The organism is Enterobacter quasiroggenkampii, from assembly GCF_043972695.1.
In the GTDB taxonomy this organism is placed as follows: domain Bacteria; phylum Pseudomonadota; class Gammaproteobacteria; order Enterobacterales; family Enterobacteriaceae; genus Enterobacter; species Enterobacter quasiroggenkampii.
In genome coordinates this window covers 1379313-1393546 of record NZ_CP143745.1, presented here as the reverse complement: position 1 = coordinate 1393546, position 14234 = coordinate 1379313, and the positions used below count along the sequence as shown (strand labels likewise).

The window sequence follows — 14234 nt, the reverse complement described above, 5'->3', positions numbered from 1 at the left end:
TTGTCTGGAACCTGTCCCATTGTGCTCTTGGGCAAGAACACAATAAGACAGGTTCTGCGTTTAGTTGCCGCGCTCAAAAAGTACCTGGCGCTTAATCCTTTCGTTGCTGTATGCGGCGTAATGAACGTTCGCGACGCGATTGTTCACGGCTGCGGTCCAGCAAGATTTCCTCAATGAAAGCCAGATGGCGGTGCGACGCTTCGCGCGCCTGCTCCGGTTCCCCGGCCATTATCGCCTCGAATACTCGGGTGCGATGGTTGCTTACCAGTGGGAGCATGTCCCGACGGGCATACAACAATTCAAAATTTTGACGAACGTTCTGGGCCAGCATCGGCTCCATGCAGCGTAGCAGATGGAGGAGCACCACATTGTGTGCCGCTTCGGTGACGGCGATTTGATACTGGACGACGGCGCTGGACTCGGCGTCTAAATCGCCGGACTGCTGTGCCCGTTCAATGGCCTGATGCAGTTCGCGGATACGCACGCGATCTTCATCAGTGCTGCGAAGGGCGGCGTAATAGGCCGCAATACCTTCCAGCGCGTGACGGGTCTCAAGCAGGTCAAACTGGGATTCTGGGTGGTCAGAGAGAAGTTCTACCAGCGGATCGCTGAAGCTCTGCCACAGGCTGTTTTGCACAAAGGTTCCGCCGCCCTGGCGACGAAGCAGCAAGCCCTTTGCTTCGAGACGTTGAATCGCCTCACGCAGAGAAGGACGTGAAACGTCGAACTGTTTTGCCAGCTCGCGTTCTGGCGGAAGTTTCTCACCCGGGCGCAGAGTCCCTTCGAGGATTAAAAACTCCAGCTGCTGCTCAATCACATCAGATAGTTTTGGTTGGCGAATTTTGCTGTAGGCCATATTCCCTGTCTTACGCCTTTTTGCCCGGAGTCAATTGGTCTTACCAATTTCTATTTCGTATCGCTAAAGTAACAAAGTATTCACCTTCTGTCCATATTGGTTTTGATTGAAATCAGTAAACCCTGCACATTTTAACAACCTTACAGAAATAACGTTTCAGAAATGTAACCTTGCACAAATGAGTTGATTACCCCCAAAGAGGGAGTTTTAACCATAATGAAACGAGGGTTTTTGCAATCTGAAGCGATTCAACAAGGCAAATAATGAAAATTCGCCCACTTAAGGCGCATTTCTATTCTATAGGTTGGGAGAGGAACAACGAGCGGGCCGATTTACAAATGCTTTCTTTTTATTCAAGTCGTCATCACCCCTTCATAAAGCAGGTGCATTCGCAGGCACTTACCACTATTCTGGCGCTTACGGAAGTCATCTCCGCTTTTTTCGGTCTCGTTTACCGTAAAGAAATAAATACAGAATATGGATTTTCATAATTACACACGCTCAGCGTGAACATAACAACCACACACGAGGTTTCAAATGGAAGCTCAACAGCACGGCGATCAGCTAAAGCGCGGGCTTAAAAACCGCCATATTCAGCTCATCGCACTGGGCGGTGCGATTGGTACCGGCCTGTTTCTGGGCAGCGCATCCGTTATCCAGTCTGCCGGTCCGGGCATTATTTTGGGTTATGCGATTGCGGGTTTCATTGCTTTTCTGATCATGCGCCAGCTGGGCGAAATGGTCGTGGAAGAGCCGGTCGCGGGCTCCTTCAGCCACTTTGCCTATAAATACTGGGGCAGCTTTGCCGGTTTCGCCTCGGGCTGGAACTACTGGGTGCTGTACGTTCTGGTTGCCATGGCCGAACTGACCGCCGTCGGGAAATACATTCAGTTCTGGTATCCCGAAATCCCAACCTGGGCTTCTGCTGCAGCCTTCTTCGTCATTATCAACGCCATTAACCTGACCAACGTTAAAGTGTTCGGGGAGATGGAGTTCTGGTTTGCCATCATCAAGGTCATTGCCGTGGTGGCGATGATTATCTTCGGCGGCTGGCTGCTGTTCAGCGGCAACGGCGGCCCGCAGGCCACCGTGCGCAACCTCTGGGAACAGGGTGGCTTCCTGCCTCACGGCATGACCGGTCTGGTGATGATGATGGCCATCATTATGTTCTCCTTCGGCGGTCTGGAGCTGGTAGGGATCACTGCCGCTGAAGCCGACAACCCTGAGCAGAGCATCCCGAAAGCCACAAATCAGGTTATCTACCGTATTCTGATCTTCTATGTGGGCTCACTGGCCGTGCTGCTCTCCCTGCTGCCGTGGACGCGCGTCACTGCCGACACCAGCCCGTTTGTGCTGATCTTCCACGAGCTGGGCGACACCTTTGTCGCCAACGCCCTGAACATCGTGGTGCTGACCGCAGCGCTCTCCGTATACAACAGCTGCGTATACTGCAACAGCCGTATGCTGTTCGGCCTCGCCCAACAGGGCAACGCGCCGAAGATGCTGCTTAACGTTGATAAACGCGGCGTGCCGGTGAATACCATCATTGTTTCCGCCATCGTGACCGCCCTGTGCGTGCTGATTAACTACATGGCACCGGAATCGGCGTTTGGCCTGCTGATGGCGCTGGTGGTCTCTGCTCTGGTCATCAACTGGGCGATGATCAGCCTGGCACACATCAAGTTCCGCCGCGCGAAACAGCAGCAGGGCGTCACCACGCGCTTCCCTGCCCTGCTCTATCCGCTGGGCAACTGGATCTGCCTGCTGTTCATGGCGGCCGTTCTGGTGATCATGCTGATCACGCCGGGTATGGCGATTTCCGTCTACCTGATCCCGGTCTGGATTGCGATCCTGGGCGTGGGCTATCTCTTCAGTCAGAAAAGCCGTAATGCCATGAAGGCGCACTAAGCCTCCCTCCGCGGTACCTGCTTTTGCGGGTGCCGCGCGTTGTTACCTTCCTCACACTTTCGCGCCCACAGCGCATTTATCCATATCACCGCCCTGATACTGCAACGCATATATCCCTTCGCCAGCGAATAATTCTCTCCATACCGTAAACCGGAGAGCTGTCGATGGATAACAACACACTGTCAGTAAAAGAAAAGATCGGCTATGGGATGGGCGACGCCGGATGCAACATTATCTTTGGCGCCATCATGCTGTTTGTTAACTATTTTTATACGGATATTTTTGGCCTCGCCCCTGCGCTGGTCGGCGTGCTGCTGCTGTCTGTCCGCGTGATTGACGCCGTAACGGACCCGATCATGGGCGCGATTGCCGACCGTACCCGCAGCAAATATGGCCGGTTTCGTCCATGGCTGCTGTGGATCGCTTTCCCCTACGCGCTGTTCAGCATCCTGATGTTCACCACGCCAGAGTGGAGCTATAACAGCAAAGTTATCTATGCCTTTGTCACCTATTTCCTGCTGTCGCTGACCTATACCGCCATCAACATCCCCTACTGCTCGCTGGGCGGGGTGATCACTAACGACCCGAAAGAGCGCGTCGCCTGCCAGTCGTATCGCTTCGTGCTGGTCGGCATCGCCACGCTGCTGCTCTCATTAACGCTGCTGCCGATGGCCGACTGGTTTGGCGGGGACAACAAAGCCAAAGGCTACCAGATGGCGATGACCGTACTAGCGCTGATTGGCACCTGCATGTTCCTGTTCTGCTTCGCCACCGTGCGCGAGCGCGTGCGCCCGGCGGTGCAGACCAACGATGAGTTGAAAAACGATCTGAAAGACGTGTGGAAGAACGACCAGTGGGTGCGCATTCTGCTGCTGACGCTCTGCAACGTCTGCCCCGGCTTTATCCGCATGGCGGCCACCATGTATTACGTTACCTGGGTGATGGGCCAGAGCACCCACTTCGCCACGCTGTTCATCAGCCTGGGCGTTGTTGGCATGATGCTCGGCAGCGTGCTGGCAAAAGTGCTGACCGACCGCTGGTGTAAGCTGAAGGTCTTCTTCTGGACCAATATCGTGCTGGCGATTTTCTCCTGTGCCTTTTATTTCTTCGACCCGAAAGCCACCGTCACCATCGTGGCGCTCTACGTCCTGCTGAACATCCTGCACCAGATCCCGTCTCCGCTGCACTGGTCGCTGATGGCCGACGTGGACGACTACGGCGAGTGGAAAACCGGGAAGCGCATCACCGGCATCAGCTTCTCGGGCAACATCTTCTTCCTGAAGCTGGGGCTGGCGATTGCCGGGGCGATGGTCGGGTTCCTGCTCTCCTGGTATGGCTACGACGCGGGCGCGAAAGCGCAAAGCGCGGACGCCCTTAACGGGATCGTGCTGCTCTTTACCGTCATTCCCGGCATTGGATACTTAATTACCGCGGGCGTGGTGCGCCTGCTGAAGGTGGATCGTGAAACCATGAAGCAGATCCAGGCCGATCTGGAGAAACGCCGCACCAACTACCGTGAACTGAACGACTATCAGGCACTGAAAGCCGCAGAGACAAAATAAGGAGAGCCAAATGCATCAGTGGCCAAACCCGTTTATCGAACAACGCGCCGATCCGTACATTTTACGCCATGAGGGGCAGTACTATTTTATCGCCTCCGTGCCGCAGTACGACAAGCTGGCGATCCGCCGCGCAGCGTCGCTGGAAGGCTTACGTCATGCCGAAGAAGTGGTGGTCTGGCGTAAACCCGACGCTGGCCCCATGAGCCAGCTGATATGGGCGCCGGAACTGCATCATATCGACGGAAAGTGGTACATCTATTTTGCCGCGACGCACACGCAGGCGCTCGATGCACTCGGGATGTTCCAGCACCGCATGTTTGCCATTGAATGTACCGACAGCGATCCGCTTACCGGCACGTGGGTGGAAAAAGGGCAAATCAAAACCCCGTTCGATACCTTTGCTCTGGACGCTACCACCTTTGTGCATCAGGGGAAACGCTGGTATCTGTGGGCGCAAAAGGCACCGGATATCACCGGGAACTCCAACCTTTATCTGTGCGAAATGGCGAACCCGTGGACGCTAAAAGGCGAGCCGGTGATGCTCAGCAAACCGGAGTATGACTGGGAGTGTCGCGGATTTTGGGTTAACGAAGGCCCGGCGGTGTTGGTTCACGGCGATAAGCTGTTTATCAGCTATTCCGCCAGCGCCACCGACGAGAACTACTGCATGGGACTGCTGTGGATAGACCTGAATGCCGCTCCGCAAAACCCTGCAAACTGGCACAAATCCCCGCGTCCCGTATTCGTGACCAGCTACGAAAACCGCCAGTTCGGCCCGGGCCACAACAGCTTTACACAAACGCCGGAAGGGGAAGATGTGCTGGTGTATCACGCGCGGAACTACACCGAAATTGAGGGCGATCCGCTTTACGATCCGAACCGTCATACCCGCCTGAAGCGCGTCCGCTGGAATGAAAACGGGATGCCTGATTTCGGCATCCCGCCTGCGGATACGCTTTAGTCTTTGCGGCGCGCTGGCTTACACCAGCGTGCCGTAGATCGTCAGCAGCGCCACGATAACCACCACCACAAACGACGTTTTCTTCGCCATGGAGACAGCGGCTTTCGGTGTTTCAATCTTGTCGGTATGCGGCTCACGCGCCAGCGAGAACTGTGCCAGACGCGTTAACACCTGATACTGCGACGTATGGCGGTCAGCCAGCGAAGCAAACCATGCGGGCAGCGCTTTCTCACCGTGTCCAATTAACGCGTACACAACGCCCACCAGACGCACCGGGAGCCAGTCGAGCACGTGCAGGATGGCATCGATGCCGGACAGCAAACGTTCATGCGGCGTCAGATAGCGGGCAAGCCAGGTCTGCCAGGCGCGCAGGAACGCATACCCCATCAGCAAGACCGGTCCCCACGGGCCGCCTACCACAAACCAGAACAGCGGCGCCAGGTAGTAACGGAAGTTAATCCACAGCAGCGCGTTCTGCAGTTCGCGCAGAAACTCGCGCTCGTCGCAGTCCGGCGGCACGCCGTGGATCATCGTCAGCTCGCTCGCCATGGCACCGCGCGCATGGGCATCGTCACGGGAGGCGGCTTTCAGGTAGGCGTGATAGTGCAAACGCACCTTGCCCGCACCAATGCACAGCACGCCGAGCAGGATCCACACCACCAGCAGCGGCACGTTGAAAAACAGTCCATGCAGCGCGCGCAGCAGCAGGAACGTAATGACCATCACTCCTGCCATCATCAGCAGCGTGCGCAGCATGGAAAAATGTTTGATACGGCGGAATAACACCTCCAGCCGGTGATCCAGATGCCAGTGCTCGCCGAGCTTGAACAGGCGTTCAGCGATGATAACCAGCAGCATGGTAAACAACGTCATGGTATCTCCTTATTCTGACGACGCGGTGAGCATGGCGCGGAACCGCGGCCAGTCGAATGCCGGGCCGGGATCGGTTTTTCTCGCCGGGGCAATATCACTGTGTCCCGTAATATTGTCGGCAATGGCCGGATAGAGTCCGATAAGCGTGCGGGTCACAGCCGCCAACTGTTGATACTGTGAATCGGTGTAGGGCGTGGTATCCGTGCCTTCCAGTTCGATCCCGATAGAAAAATCGTTGCACCGTTCGCGCCCGTGATACATCGACACCCCGGCATGCCAGGCGCGCTTATCAAAGGGAACATACTGAACCACTTCACCATCGCGACGAATCAGGCAGTGAGCCGACACGCGCAGATGCGCAATCTCAGCAAAGAAAGGATGGGCATCGGGATCAATCGTTCCTGTGAATAACGCATCGATCCACGGGCCGCCAAATTCTCCCGGCGGGAGACTAATATTATGAACCACCAGCAGTGTGGGCTTTTCATCCTCCGGGCGGCAGTCGTGGTGCGGCGAAGGCACATGCCGCGCATCCACCAGCCATCCGTTTTCTAACAACATGCTGGAACTCCTTATGTATGGTGCTGTTACTCGGTTCAGAGTAGCATGTTTCAATATTATGATTCGTTACCAATTTGGAGTTTTATCATGCCGCCTCGCCGCTACAACCCCGACCACCGACGTGAAGCGCTTCTGGAACGTATTAATATGGATATTCCGGCAAGCGTTGCCCATGCTTTGAAAGAAGACCTGGGCGGTGACGTCAATGCCGATAAAGATATTACCGCACAATTGTTGCCAAAAGAGACACGCTCCCACGCGGTCATTATCACCCGCGAAGAGGGTGTTTTTTGCGGCAAGCGCTGGGTTGAAGAGGTCTTTACCCAACTGGCGGGCGATGATGTGCAGGTAACATGGCACGTGGAAGATGGCGATAGCGTCACGCCAAATCAGCTGCTGTTCGAGCTGGACGGCCCCTCCCGCGTCTTGCTGACCGGCGAACGTACCGCGCTCAATTTTGTACAAACGCTCTCTGGCGTTGCCAGTGAAGTGCGCCGCTACGTTGACCTGCTGGCCGGCACCCGAACCCAGCTGCTGGATACCCGCAAAACACTGCCGGGCCTGCGCACGGCGCTGAAGTACGCGGTGCTCTGCGGCGGCGGCGCAAACCATCGTCTGGGCCTGTCCGACGCTTTTCTGATTAAAGAGAACCACATTATTGCCTCGGGCTCCGTGCGCCAGGCGGTGGAGAAGGCCTTCTGGCTGCACCCGGACGTGCCGGTTGAAGTGGAAGTGGAAAACCTGGACGAGCTGGAGCAGGCGATTAAGGCCGGGGCCGATATCATCATGCTCGATAACTTCGAAACCGAGCAGATGCGCGAGGCGGTAAAACTGACCAACGGCCGGGCCCAGCTCGAAGTGTCCGGAAACGTCACCTTCGAAACAATCCGTGAATTTGCCGAAACCGGCGTGGATTACATCTCCGTCGGCGCGCTGACCAAGCACGTTCGCGCTCTCGACCTCTCGATGCGTTTTAAATAGTCATTCCTCTCCCCTCTCCGCCCGGAGAGGGGAATTTCAGTCCCGCTCGCAAATCCGCTGTTCCTCCCTGCAACGCGGCATAAATTCTCTGAATGCGCTCTCCCGTTCCTTTTTTTGCCCCTCGTTTCTGCCCTTTCGCGCTGACAGAGTAGCGCCACTTAACGTAAGGAGCAGATATGAACAGACAACACGGATTCACTCTCATTGAGCTGATGGTGGTCATCGGCATTATTGCGATTCTGAGCGCCATCGGCGTACCTGCCTATCAGAACTACCTGCGCAAAGCGGCGTTGACCGATATGCTGCAAACCTTCGTCCCCTACCGCACCGCCATTGAGCTTTGCGCGCTGGATCACGGGGGCGTGGAGAGTTGCGATGCCGGCAGCAACGGCATCCCTTCCCCCACCACGACACGCTACGTGTCGGGAATGAGCGTAGCGAAAGGGGTCGTGACCTTAACAGGACAGGAAAGTCTTAACGGGCTGGAAGTGGTCATGACGCCGCAGTGGAACGACGCTAACGGTATGACGGGCTGGACGCGTCTCTGCAACATCAGCGCTGATAGCGCCCTGAAGCAGGCCTGCGAAGACGTTTTCCGCTTCGACAATAACTGAGGAGCGAAAAATGAAGACCGATCAACTCGTGGCGCTTTGTCTTCGCCATCACGCACTGCTGCTTACCAGCGACAGTGAAATGGTCAGCATTGCCGTCGTGGGCAACCCCGCGGCCGAACTCATGGAGGCGCTGCGTTTCGCGACTCAGAAACGGATTGATATTGAGTGCTGGAGCGCTGAGCGCATGGAAAAACACCGGCAGCTCACGTCACAATCGCATCTGCCCTGTGTTTCGCAAACGCATTCAACGGTAGATATCCTCAACCACACGCTGCAGCAGGCAATTAACCAGCGCGCCTCTGATATTCATATCGAACCGATGGAGCACGCGTGCCAGATTCGTTTACGTATCGACGGCGTACTTTGCCCGCAGCCTCCGCTTGCGGCGGAACTGGCTAACCTGCTCAGCGCGCGTTTAAAAGTGCTGGGTAACCTGGATATTGCTGAGCGCCGTTTACCCCAGGACGGCCAGTTTACGATTGAACTGGCCAACGAGCCGGTTTCGTTTCGGATCGCGACGCTTCCCTGCAGCGGCGGCGAGAAAATTGTGCTGCGTCTCCTGCAGCAGGTTCCGCAGGCCCTTGAGCCGAAAGCGCTTGGCATGAATGCTGAGCAGCTGGCCTGTTTTAATGCGGTTCTCCACCAGCCACAGGGGCTGATTCTGGTCACCGGGCCTACCGGCAGCGGCAAAACCGTGACGCTGTACAGCGCGCTGCAGTCGCGTAACACCCCTGACGTCAACATCTGCAGCGTAGAGGATCCTATTGAGATCCCCCTTGCCGGATTAAACCAGACGCAGATTAATCCCCGGGCGGGTTTAACCTTCCAGAGCGTGCTGCGGGCGCTGCTGCGTCAGGATCCCGACATCATAATGGTCGGCGAAATCCGTGACGGTGAAACGGCCGGGATTGCCATTAATGCTGCCCAGACCGGGCACCTGGTGCTGTCGACCCTGCATACCAACTCGACGACGGAAACGCTGGTTCGCCTGGAGCAGATGGGCGTTGCACGCTGGATGATTTCCTCCGCACTGACGATGGTGATTGCCCAGCGACTGGTTCGACGTCTCTGCCCGTACTGCCGACAGAAAAGCGGGGAGCATGCGGACTTACCTCGCTCAATATGGCCCAGACCGCTTCCACGCTGGCAGCCTACCGGCTGCGAGCGCTGTTACCACGGTTTTTATGGCCGCGTGGCCATTTTTGAAGTGCTTGGGATCGACAATGCCCTGCGGCAGGCCATTGCCAGCGGAGCGGGAACAGACGTCATCGAGGCGAGCGCCCGCCAGGCAGGGATGATTTCTCTTTTTGAACACGGCTGCATGGCCGTCGAACAGGGGCTAACCACAATTGAAGAGTTGCTGCGCGTCCTGGGAATGCCCAATGGCGGCTAATCAGCTCTGGCGCTGGCGTGCGCTCACCAAAGATGGAGCCCACCGAAGCGGGACACTCTGGGCCACGGACCGCAATGCGGCCTTCACCCGGCTAATGCGTAACGACCTCCATCCTCTGACGCTAACCCGATGCGCGCGGCGACACCGCTGGCGGCAACACCACTGCGACGAGATGTTTCATCAGCTCGCCACGCTTCTGCAGGCTGGACTGACATTATCCCACAGTCTGCAAATGCTGGCAGAGCAGCATCCGTTAAAACCGTGGCAGGCGCTGCTGCAAAGCATTGCCGATGAGCTCAGTGAAGGATGCCCGTTTTCTGAGTCGCTAAAAAAGTGGCCAGCCGTTTTTAGCCCGCTGCATGTCTCGATGGTGAAGACCGGGGAGCTGACAGGGAAGCTGGAGGCGTGCTGTCGTCAGCTCGCGCAGCAACAAAAAGCGCAGCAGCAGCTCAGTGCAAAAGTGAAAAAAGCGCTGCGCTACCCGGCGATCGTCCTGACGCTGGCTGTAGTGGTTGTGCTGGCGATGGTCACCCTGGTCCTGCCCGAGTTTGCCGCGATCTACAAAACGTTTAATACCCCGCTTCCCGTGCTGACACAGATGGTCATGGGAATGGCCGCCTTTATGCAGTCATATGCCCTCGCGTTGTTCGCCCTGCTACTAACCCCCTTTGCCGTCGCCTGGGCTCTTCGACAGAACCCTCGCTGGCAGCAAATCCTGATGCATACGCCCGTGATGGGCGCACTGGCAAAAGGCCAAAAGCTGGGACACATCTTTACCGTGCTGTCACTCACGCAACAGGCAGGCATCCCCTTTTTACAGGGTCTGGAGAGTGCAGAAGAAACTGTTGAGAGCCGGTACTGGCAAGGGATACTTCGCAACGTGCGAGAGGACATTGAAAAGGGTCTGCCCGTCTGGTCATCCTTTCAGAAGGCGGCATTGTTTACCCCACTCTGTATTCAGCTTTTACGAACCGGTGAAATGTCAGGTGCGCTGGACATCATGCTGGCAAACCTTGCCCGTCATCACACGGAACAGACCTTTCAACGAGCAGATAACCTGGCGGCGCTTCTGGAGCCGCTGCTACTGATTGTGACGGGGGTCATTATCGGTACGCTGGTGGTGGCCATGTACCTGCCGATATTCCACCTGGGAGATGCGATGAGCGCGGGATAGTACAACAGGGCTGGCGCACGAGCATGCGCCAGCGAAAGCCATTACAGGCTATTGAATACGCGGTTTTCCTGTTCCTGAACGCGAATAAACGTCGTACGCTTTGTCAGCTCTTTCAGGCGGGAGGCGCCCACGTAGGTGCAGGCAGAGCGCAGGCCGCCGAGGATATCTCGTGCGGTGTTTTCAACCGGGCCGCGCAGGGGCAGCTTCACGGTTTTGCCTTCTGCCGCGCGGTATTTTGCCACGCCACCGACGTGACGGGTCATCGCAGACTCAGAGCTCATGCCGTAGAACAGCATAAATTTCTCGCCGTTCTCTTCAACGACAGTACCACCGCTCTCTTCATGGCCTGCCAGCATACCGCCGAGCATCACGAAATCCGCGCCGCCGCCGAAGGCCTTTGCGACATCACCCGGCATCGTGCAACCGCCGTCGCTGATGATCTGGCCGCCCAGCCCGTGCGCCGCGTCGGCACATTCAATGACGGCAGAGAGCTGCGGATAACCGACGCCGGTTTTGACGCGTGTGGTGCATACGGAGCCCGGACCAATCCCTACTTTCACGATATCGGCACCGGAGAGGATCAGCTCTTCACACATTTCACCGGTCACCACGTTGCCCGCGATGATGGTTTTCGTCGGCCAGGCCTCACGCGCCTTGCTGACGAACTGCACGAAGTGCTCGGAGTAACCGTTCGCCACATCAATACAAACGAAGTTCAGCGCCGGGTTAGCCTTCAGGATCTGTTTGGTCTTCTCGAAATCCGCATCGGAGGTGCCGGTGGAGACCATCACGTGCTTCGCCACATCAGCAGAGGCGGACGCAACAAACGCATCCCACTCTTCAGGGCTGTAATGTTTGTGAACCGCGGTGAGAATATCGAACTGTGCCAGCGCGGTTGCCATCTCAAAGGTTCCCACAGTATCCATATTGGCAGCGATGATCGGCACGCCAGACCAGGTCTGACCGGAATGCTTAAAGGTGAATTGACGTTCGAGTTCAACGTCTGAGCGACTTTTCAGTGTAGAGCGTTTAGGGCGGATAAGAACGTCTTTGAAACCTAACTTCAGATCTTCTTCGATACGCATGTGCGGATTCCTGGGGTTAGAGGCAAATATGTTAAAAGCACAACTCCAGTGACGCTATCATACGCACTAATACCTGCTCCGCAAGACTGCGAAATTCTCTTTTTTTACGCTACAATCCTATAAATTTACCTGGTAAAAAGCCGGTAAACAGGGCTAAACAGTGACTGGCGCATCTGTGATTTTTAATCAACTGATTTTTATAATGAATAATTCCCAGGATTTTATTTAATGGGGTATATCGTTGCATTAACCGGCGGCATCGGTAGTGGCAAAAGTACCGTTGCGGACGCGTTTTCTCGTTTGGGTATCACGATTATCGATGCCGATATCATTGCCCGCCAGGTGGTAGAGCCCAATACACCCGCGCTAAAGGCCATCGCAGAACATTTTGGTCAGGCCATCATCAATGCCGATGGCACCCTGAATCGCCGTCAGCTTCGCGAATGCATTTTTTCCGATTCTGCGGAAAAAGCCTGGCTTAATAGCCTTCTCCACCCCATCATCCACCAGGAAACTCAGCGTCAGATCGCCGCGGCTCGCTCGCCCTATGTCTTGTGGGTGGTTCCGCTGCTGGTTGAAAATCAGCTGCAGAAGAAAGCCGACCGTGTGCTGGTGATTGATGTCACCCCCGAAACGCAAATCCAGAGAACCATGACGCGCGACCACGTCTCGCGAGAACATGCTGAACACATTCTTGCCGCTCAGGCCACGCGCGCTCAGCGCCTTGCCGTGGCGGATGATGTCATTGATAATAACGGCGCACCAGATGCCATTGCATCGGATGTTGCCCGTCTGCACGCGCAGTATCTGACGTTTGCCGCGCAGGCCGTTGCACAGGAAAAACCATAATGTCGACACACATCCTTTTTGAGCATCCGCTCAACGAAAAAATGCGTACCTGGCTGCGCATCGAATTCCTCATTCAGCAGCTTTCACAACATCTGCCGGTTAACGATCACGCTACGGCGTTGCATTTCTTCCGCAATGTAGGCGATCTGCTGGATGTGATTGAACGCGGCGATGTCCGCACAGAATTGCTTAAAGAGCTGGAGCGCCAGCAGCGTAAGTTACAGGCTTGGGCTGAGGTTCCGGGGGTGGATGTAAGCCGTATCGATTCCCTTCGCCAGCAGCTTAAAACCAGCAGCAGCATCCTGATGGCTGCACCGCGCGTCGGGCAGTTTTTGCGTGAGGACCGCCTGATTGGCCTGGTGCGCCAGCGCCTGAGCATCCCTGGCGGTTGCTGCAGCTTCGACCTGCCGACGCTGCATATGTGGCTCCATATGCCACAAGCCCAGCGTGACGCGCAGGTGAACAGCTGGCTGGCAAGTCTGGAGCCGATGCACCAGACGCTGTCGCTGATCCTCGATCTGATCCGTAACTCAGCGCCGTTCCGCAAGCAAACCAGCCTGAATGGTTTCTACCAGGACAACGGTGATGATGCCGATCTTCTGCGCCTGAATTTATCGCTTGGCGAACAGCTTTATCCGCAAATTTCCGGGCATAAGAGCCGCTTTGCGATTCGCTTTATGCCTCTGGACAGCGAAAATGGCACCGTGCCGGAACGCCTCGATTTTGAACTGGCCTGTTGTTAAGGAGTGCCGATGTCTGATATCACCACCGTAAACTGCCCTACCTGTGGCAAAACCGTTGTCTGGGGCGAAGTGAGTCCGTTCCGCCCATTCTGCTGCAAACGCTGCCAGCTTATTGACCTGGGCGAATGGGCGGCGGAAGAGAAACGTATTCCGAGTAAAGGCGATCTCTCGGACAGCGACGACTGGAGTGAAAATCAGCAGTAATCTGTAAAGCCTGCTGACGCGTCGCTTAGCAGGCCTTCGGTTGTGCAACGAGCCGCATGATCACAGGCTCGTTGGCTGGCGGGAATTTTTCGGCATCACTTGCCTGAAGCGCCACCCAGTTACCCGGCTGCCCCTCTTTCCCCCAGGGTTCACCTTCCCAGCTTTCCACCAGCCAGAACCACAGCGTAATGTGCCTGTCCGGGAACTGGTATTCGAGCTTATCAAACAGCGTTGCGCCAAGCGGGGTGATCCCGACTTCTTCCTGAAGCTCGCGAACCAGCGCCGCTTCCGGGGTTTCACCAGCCTCAATTTTTCCGCCTGGAAACTCCCATTTGTTCGCCATATGGGCGTCGGCAGCACGCTGGGTGATAAAGATTTGGTTTTGCGGGTTGCGAATAATCCCGACGGCAATTTGCAGTATTTTCATATTGTTACTTCCATAAAAAAGGCGCAGATGTCTGCGCCTTTTT

General features: G+C 56.1%; 16 protein-coding genes. 11 read left to right on the top strand and 5 right to left on the bottom strand.

Features of this window, described 5'->3' with window-relative positions:
• Window positions 1-91: 91 nt before the first annotated feature.
• Entirely contained in the window at window positions 92-856 is a 765-nt protein-coding gene (gene pdhR, locus V1572_RS06635) for a pyruvate dehydrogenase complex transcriptional repressor PdhR (RefSeq protein WP_008501960.1), read from the bottom strand.
• A gap of 263 nt (window positions 857-1119) precedes the next feature.
• On the opposite strand from pdhR, the gene V1572_RS06630 reads away from it, so the two are divergent.
• From V1572_RS06630 to V1572_RS06615, 4 genes are all read left to right on the top strand, one after another.
• A complete protein-coding gene (locus V1572_RS06630; protein ID WP_083261508.1) occupies window positions 1120-1347 on the top strand; it encodes a hypothetical protein in 228 nt (75 codons plus the stop codon).
• Window positions 1348-1393: 46 nt separating this feature from the next.
• A complete protein-coding gene (gene aroP, locus V1572_RS06625; protein WP_024907477.1) occupies window positions 1394-2764 on the top strand; it encodes an aromatic amino acid transporter AroP in 1371 nt (456 codons plus the stop codon).
• A gap of 164 nt (window positions 2765-2928) precedes the next feature.
• Window positions 2929-4326, top strand: coding sequence for a glycoside-pentoside-hexuronide (GPH):cation symporter (locus tag V1572_RS06620; protein WP_262796741.1), 1398 nt, complete (start codon window positions 2929-2931; stop codon window positions 4324-4326).
• A gap of 10 nt (window positions 4327-4336) precedes the next feature.
• On the top strand, window positions 4337-5287 hold the full coding sequence (locus V1572_RS06615) for a family 43 glycosylhydrolase (protein ID WP_395299804.1): 951 nt from the start codon (window positions 4337-4339) through the stop codon (window positions 5285-5287).
• Between the two features lie 18 nt (window positions 5288-5305).
• On the opposite strand, the gene ampE is transcribed toward V1572_RS06615, so the two are convergent.
• Together ampE and ampD are read right to left on the bottom strand one after the other, a co-directional pair.
• Window positions 5306-6160: a beta-lactamase regulator AmpE gene (gene ampE / locus V1572_RS06610; protein ID WP_063620800.1), complete on the bottom strand. Its 855-nt coding sequence runs from the start codon at window positions 6158-6160 to the stop codon at window positions 5306-5308.
• A 9-nt stretch (window positions 6161-6169) separates the two neighbouring features.
• A complete protein-coding gene (gene ampD, locus V1572_RS06605) occupies window positions 6170-6721 on the bottom strand; it encodes a 1,6-anhydro-N-acetylmuramyl-L-alanine amidase AmpD (RefSeq protein ID WP_008501965.1) in 552 nt (183 codons plus the stop codon).
• Window positions 6722-6808: 87 nt separating this feature from the next.
• Between ampD and nadC the strand changes: the two genes are divergently transcribed.
• The 4 genes from nadC to hofC all read left to right on the top strand — a co-directional run bounded on the left by nadC (window position 6809) and on the right by hofC (window position 10883).
• On the top strand, window positions 6809-7702 hold the full coding sequence (gene nadC / locus V1572_RS06600; RefSeq protein ID WP_395299803.1) for a carboxylating nicotinate-nucleotide diphosphorylase: 894 nt from the start codon (window positions 6809-6811) through the stop codon (window positions 7700-7702).
• Between the two features lie 176 nt (window positions 7703-7878).
• Window positions 7879-8316 (top strand): prepilin peptidase-dependent pilin, encoded by a 438-nt coding sequence (ppdD, locus tag V1572_RS06595; RefSeq protein WP_126534281.1) that lies wholly within the window; start codon window positions 7879-7881, stop codon window positions 8314-8316.
• Window positions 8317-8326: 10 nt separating this feature from the next.
• Complete coding sequence (gene gspE / locus V1572_RS06590; RefSeq protein WP_395299802.1) at window positions 8327-9709, top strand: type II secretion system protein GspE; 1383 nt, start codon at window positions 8327-8329, stop codon at window positions 9707-9709.
• Window positions 9699-10883: a protein transport protein HofC gene (gene hofC / locus V1572_RS06585; protein WP_395299801.1), complete on the top strand. Its 1185-nt coding sequence runs from the start codon at window positions 9699-9701 to the stop codon at window positions 10881-10883. The genes gspE and hofC overlap by 11 nt, the downstream gene beginning before the upstream one ends.
• Before the next feature lie 41 nt (window positions 10884-10924).
• Here hofC and V1572_RS06580 read toward each other — a convergent pair whose 3' ends face one another.
• Entirely contained in the window at window positions 10925-11968 is a 1044-nt protein-coding gene (locus tag V1572_RS06580; RefSeq protein ID WP_395299800.1) for a GMP reductase, read from the bottom strand.
• 228 nt (window positions 11969-12196) lie between these two features.
• Between V1572_RS06580 and coaE the strand changes: the two genes are divergently transcribed.
• The 3 genes from coaE to yacG are packed head-to-tail and all read left to right on the top strand — an operon-like array spanning window position 12197 to window position 13764.
• Window positions 12197-12817, top strand: coding sequence for a dephospho-CoA kinase (gene coaE / locus V1572_RS06575; protein WP_048028500.1), 621 nt, complete (start codon window positions 12197-12199; stop codon window positions 12815-12817).
• A complete protein-coding gene (gene zapD, locus V1572_RS06570) occupies window positions 12817-13560 on the top strand; it encodes a cell division protein ZapD (protein WP_008501972.1) in 744 nt (247 codons plus the stop codon). The genes coaE and zapD overlap by 1 nt, the downstream gene beginning before the upstream one ends.
• 9 nt (window positions 13561-13569) lie before the next feature.
• Complete coding sequence (gene yacG / locus V1572_RS06565; protein ID WP_069720168.1) at window positions 13570-13764, top strand: DNA gyrase inhibitor YacG; 195 nt, start codon at window positions 13570-13572, stop codon at window positions 13762-13764.
• A 25-nt stretch (window positions 13765-13789) separates the two neighbouring features.
• On the opposite strand, the gene mutT is transcribed toward yacG, so the two are convergent.
• Entirely contained in the window at window positions 13790-14191 is a 402-nt protein-coding gene (gene mutT, locus V1572_RS06560; RefSeq protein WP_069720167.1) for an 8-oxo-dGTP diphosphatase MutT, read from the bottom strand.
• Between the last annotated feature and the right edge of the window lie 43 nt (window positions 14192-14234).

What these genes read in the sequence shown, in the direction of transcription:
- V1572_RS06620 (WP_262796741.1), top strand. Translation starts at nt 2,929, where the DNA reads ATGGATAACAACACACTGTCAGTAAAAGAAAAGATCGGCTATGGGATG.
- V1572_RS06615 (WP_395299804.1), top strand. Translation starts at nt 4,337, where the DNA reads ATGCATCAGTGGCCAAACCCGTTTATCGAACAACGCGCCGATCCGTAC.
- coaE (WP_048028500.1), top strand. Translation starts at nt 12,197, where the DNA reads ATGGGGTATATCGTTGCATTAACCGGCGGCATCGGTAGTGGCAAAAGT.
- gspE (WP_395299802.1), top strand. Translation starts at nt 8,327, where the DNA reads ATGAAGACCGATCAACTCGTGGCGCTTTGTCTTCGCCATCACGCACTG.
- yacG (WP_069720168.1), top strand. Translation starts at nt 13,570, where the DNA reads ATGTCTGATATCACCACCGTAAACTGCCCTACCTGTGGCAAAACCGTT.
- V1572_RS06630 (WP_083261508.1), top strand. Translation starts at nt 1,120, where the DNA reads ATGAAAATTCGCCCACTTAAGGCGCATTTCTATTCTATAGGTTGGGAG.
- V1572_RS06580 (WP_395299800.1), bottom strand. Translation starts at nt 11,968, where the DNA reads ATGCGTATCGAAGAAGATCTGAAGTTAGGTTTCAAAGACGTTCTTATC.
- mutT (WP_069720167.1), bottom strand. Translation starts at nt 14,191, where the DNA reads ATGAAAATACTGCAAATTGCCGTCGGGATTATTCGCAACCCGCAAAAC.
- aroP (WP_024907477.1), top strand. Translation starts at nt 1,394, where the DNA reads ATGGAAGCTCAACAGCACGGCGATCAGCTAAAGCGCGGGCTTAAAAAC.
- hofC (WP_395299801.1), top strand. Translation starts at nt 9,699, where the DNA reads ATGGCGGCTAATCAGCTCTGGCGCTGGCGTGCGCTCACCAAAGATGGA.
- ampE (WP_063620800.1), bottom strand. Translation starts at nt 6,160, where the DNA reads ATGACGTTGTTTACCATGCTGCTGGTTATCATCGCTGAACGCCTGTTC.
- ppdD (WP_126534281.1), top strand. Translation starts at nt 7,879, where the DNA reads ATGAACAGACAACACGGATTCACTCTCATTGAGCTGATGGTGGTCATC.
- pdhR (WP_008501960.1), bottom strand. Translation starts at nt 856, where the DNA reads ATGGCCTACAGCAAAATTCGCCAACCAAAACTATCTGATGTGATTGAG.
- zapD (WP_008501972.1), top strand. Translation starts at nt 12,817, where the DNA reads ATGTCGACACACATCCTTTTTGAGCATCCGCTCAACGAAAAAATGCGT.
- nadC (WP_395299803.1), top strand. Translation starts at nt 6,809, where the DNA reads ATGCCGCCTCGCCGCTACAACCCCGACCACCGACGTGAAGCGCTTCTG.
- ampD (WP_008501965.1), bottom strand. Translation starts at nt 6,721, where the DNA reads ATGTTGTTAGAAAACGGATGGCTGGTGGATGCGCGGCATGTGCCTTCG.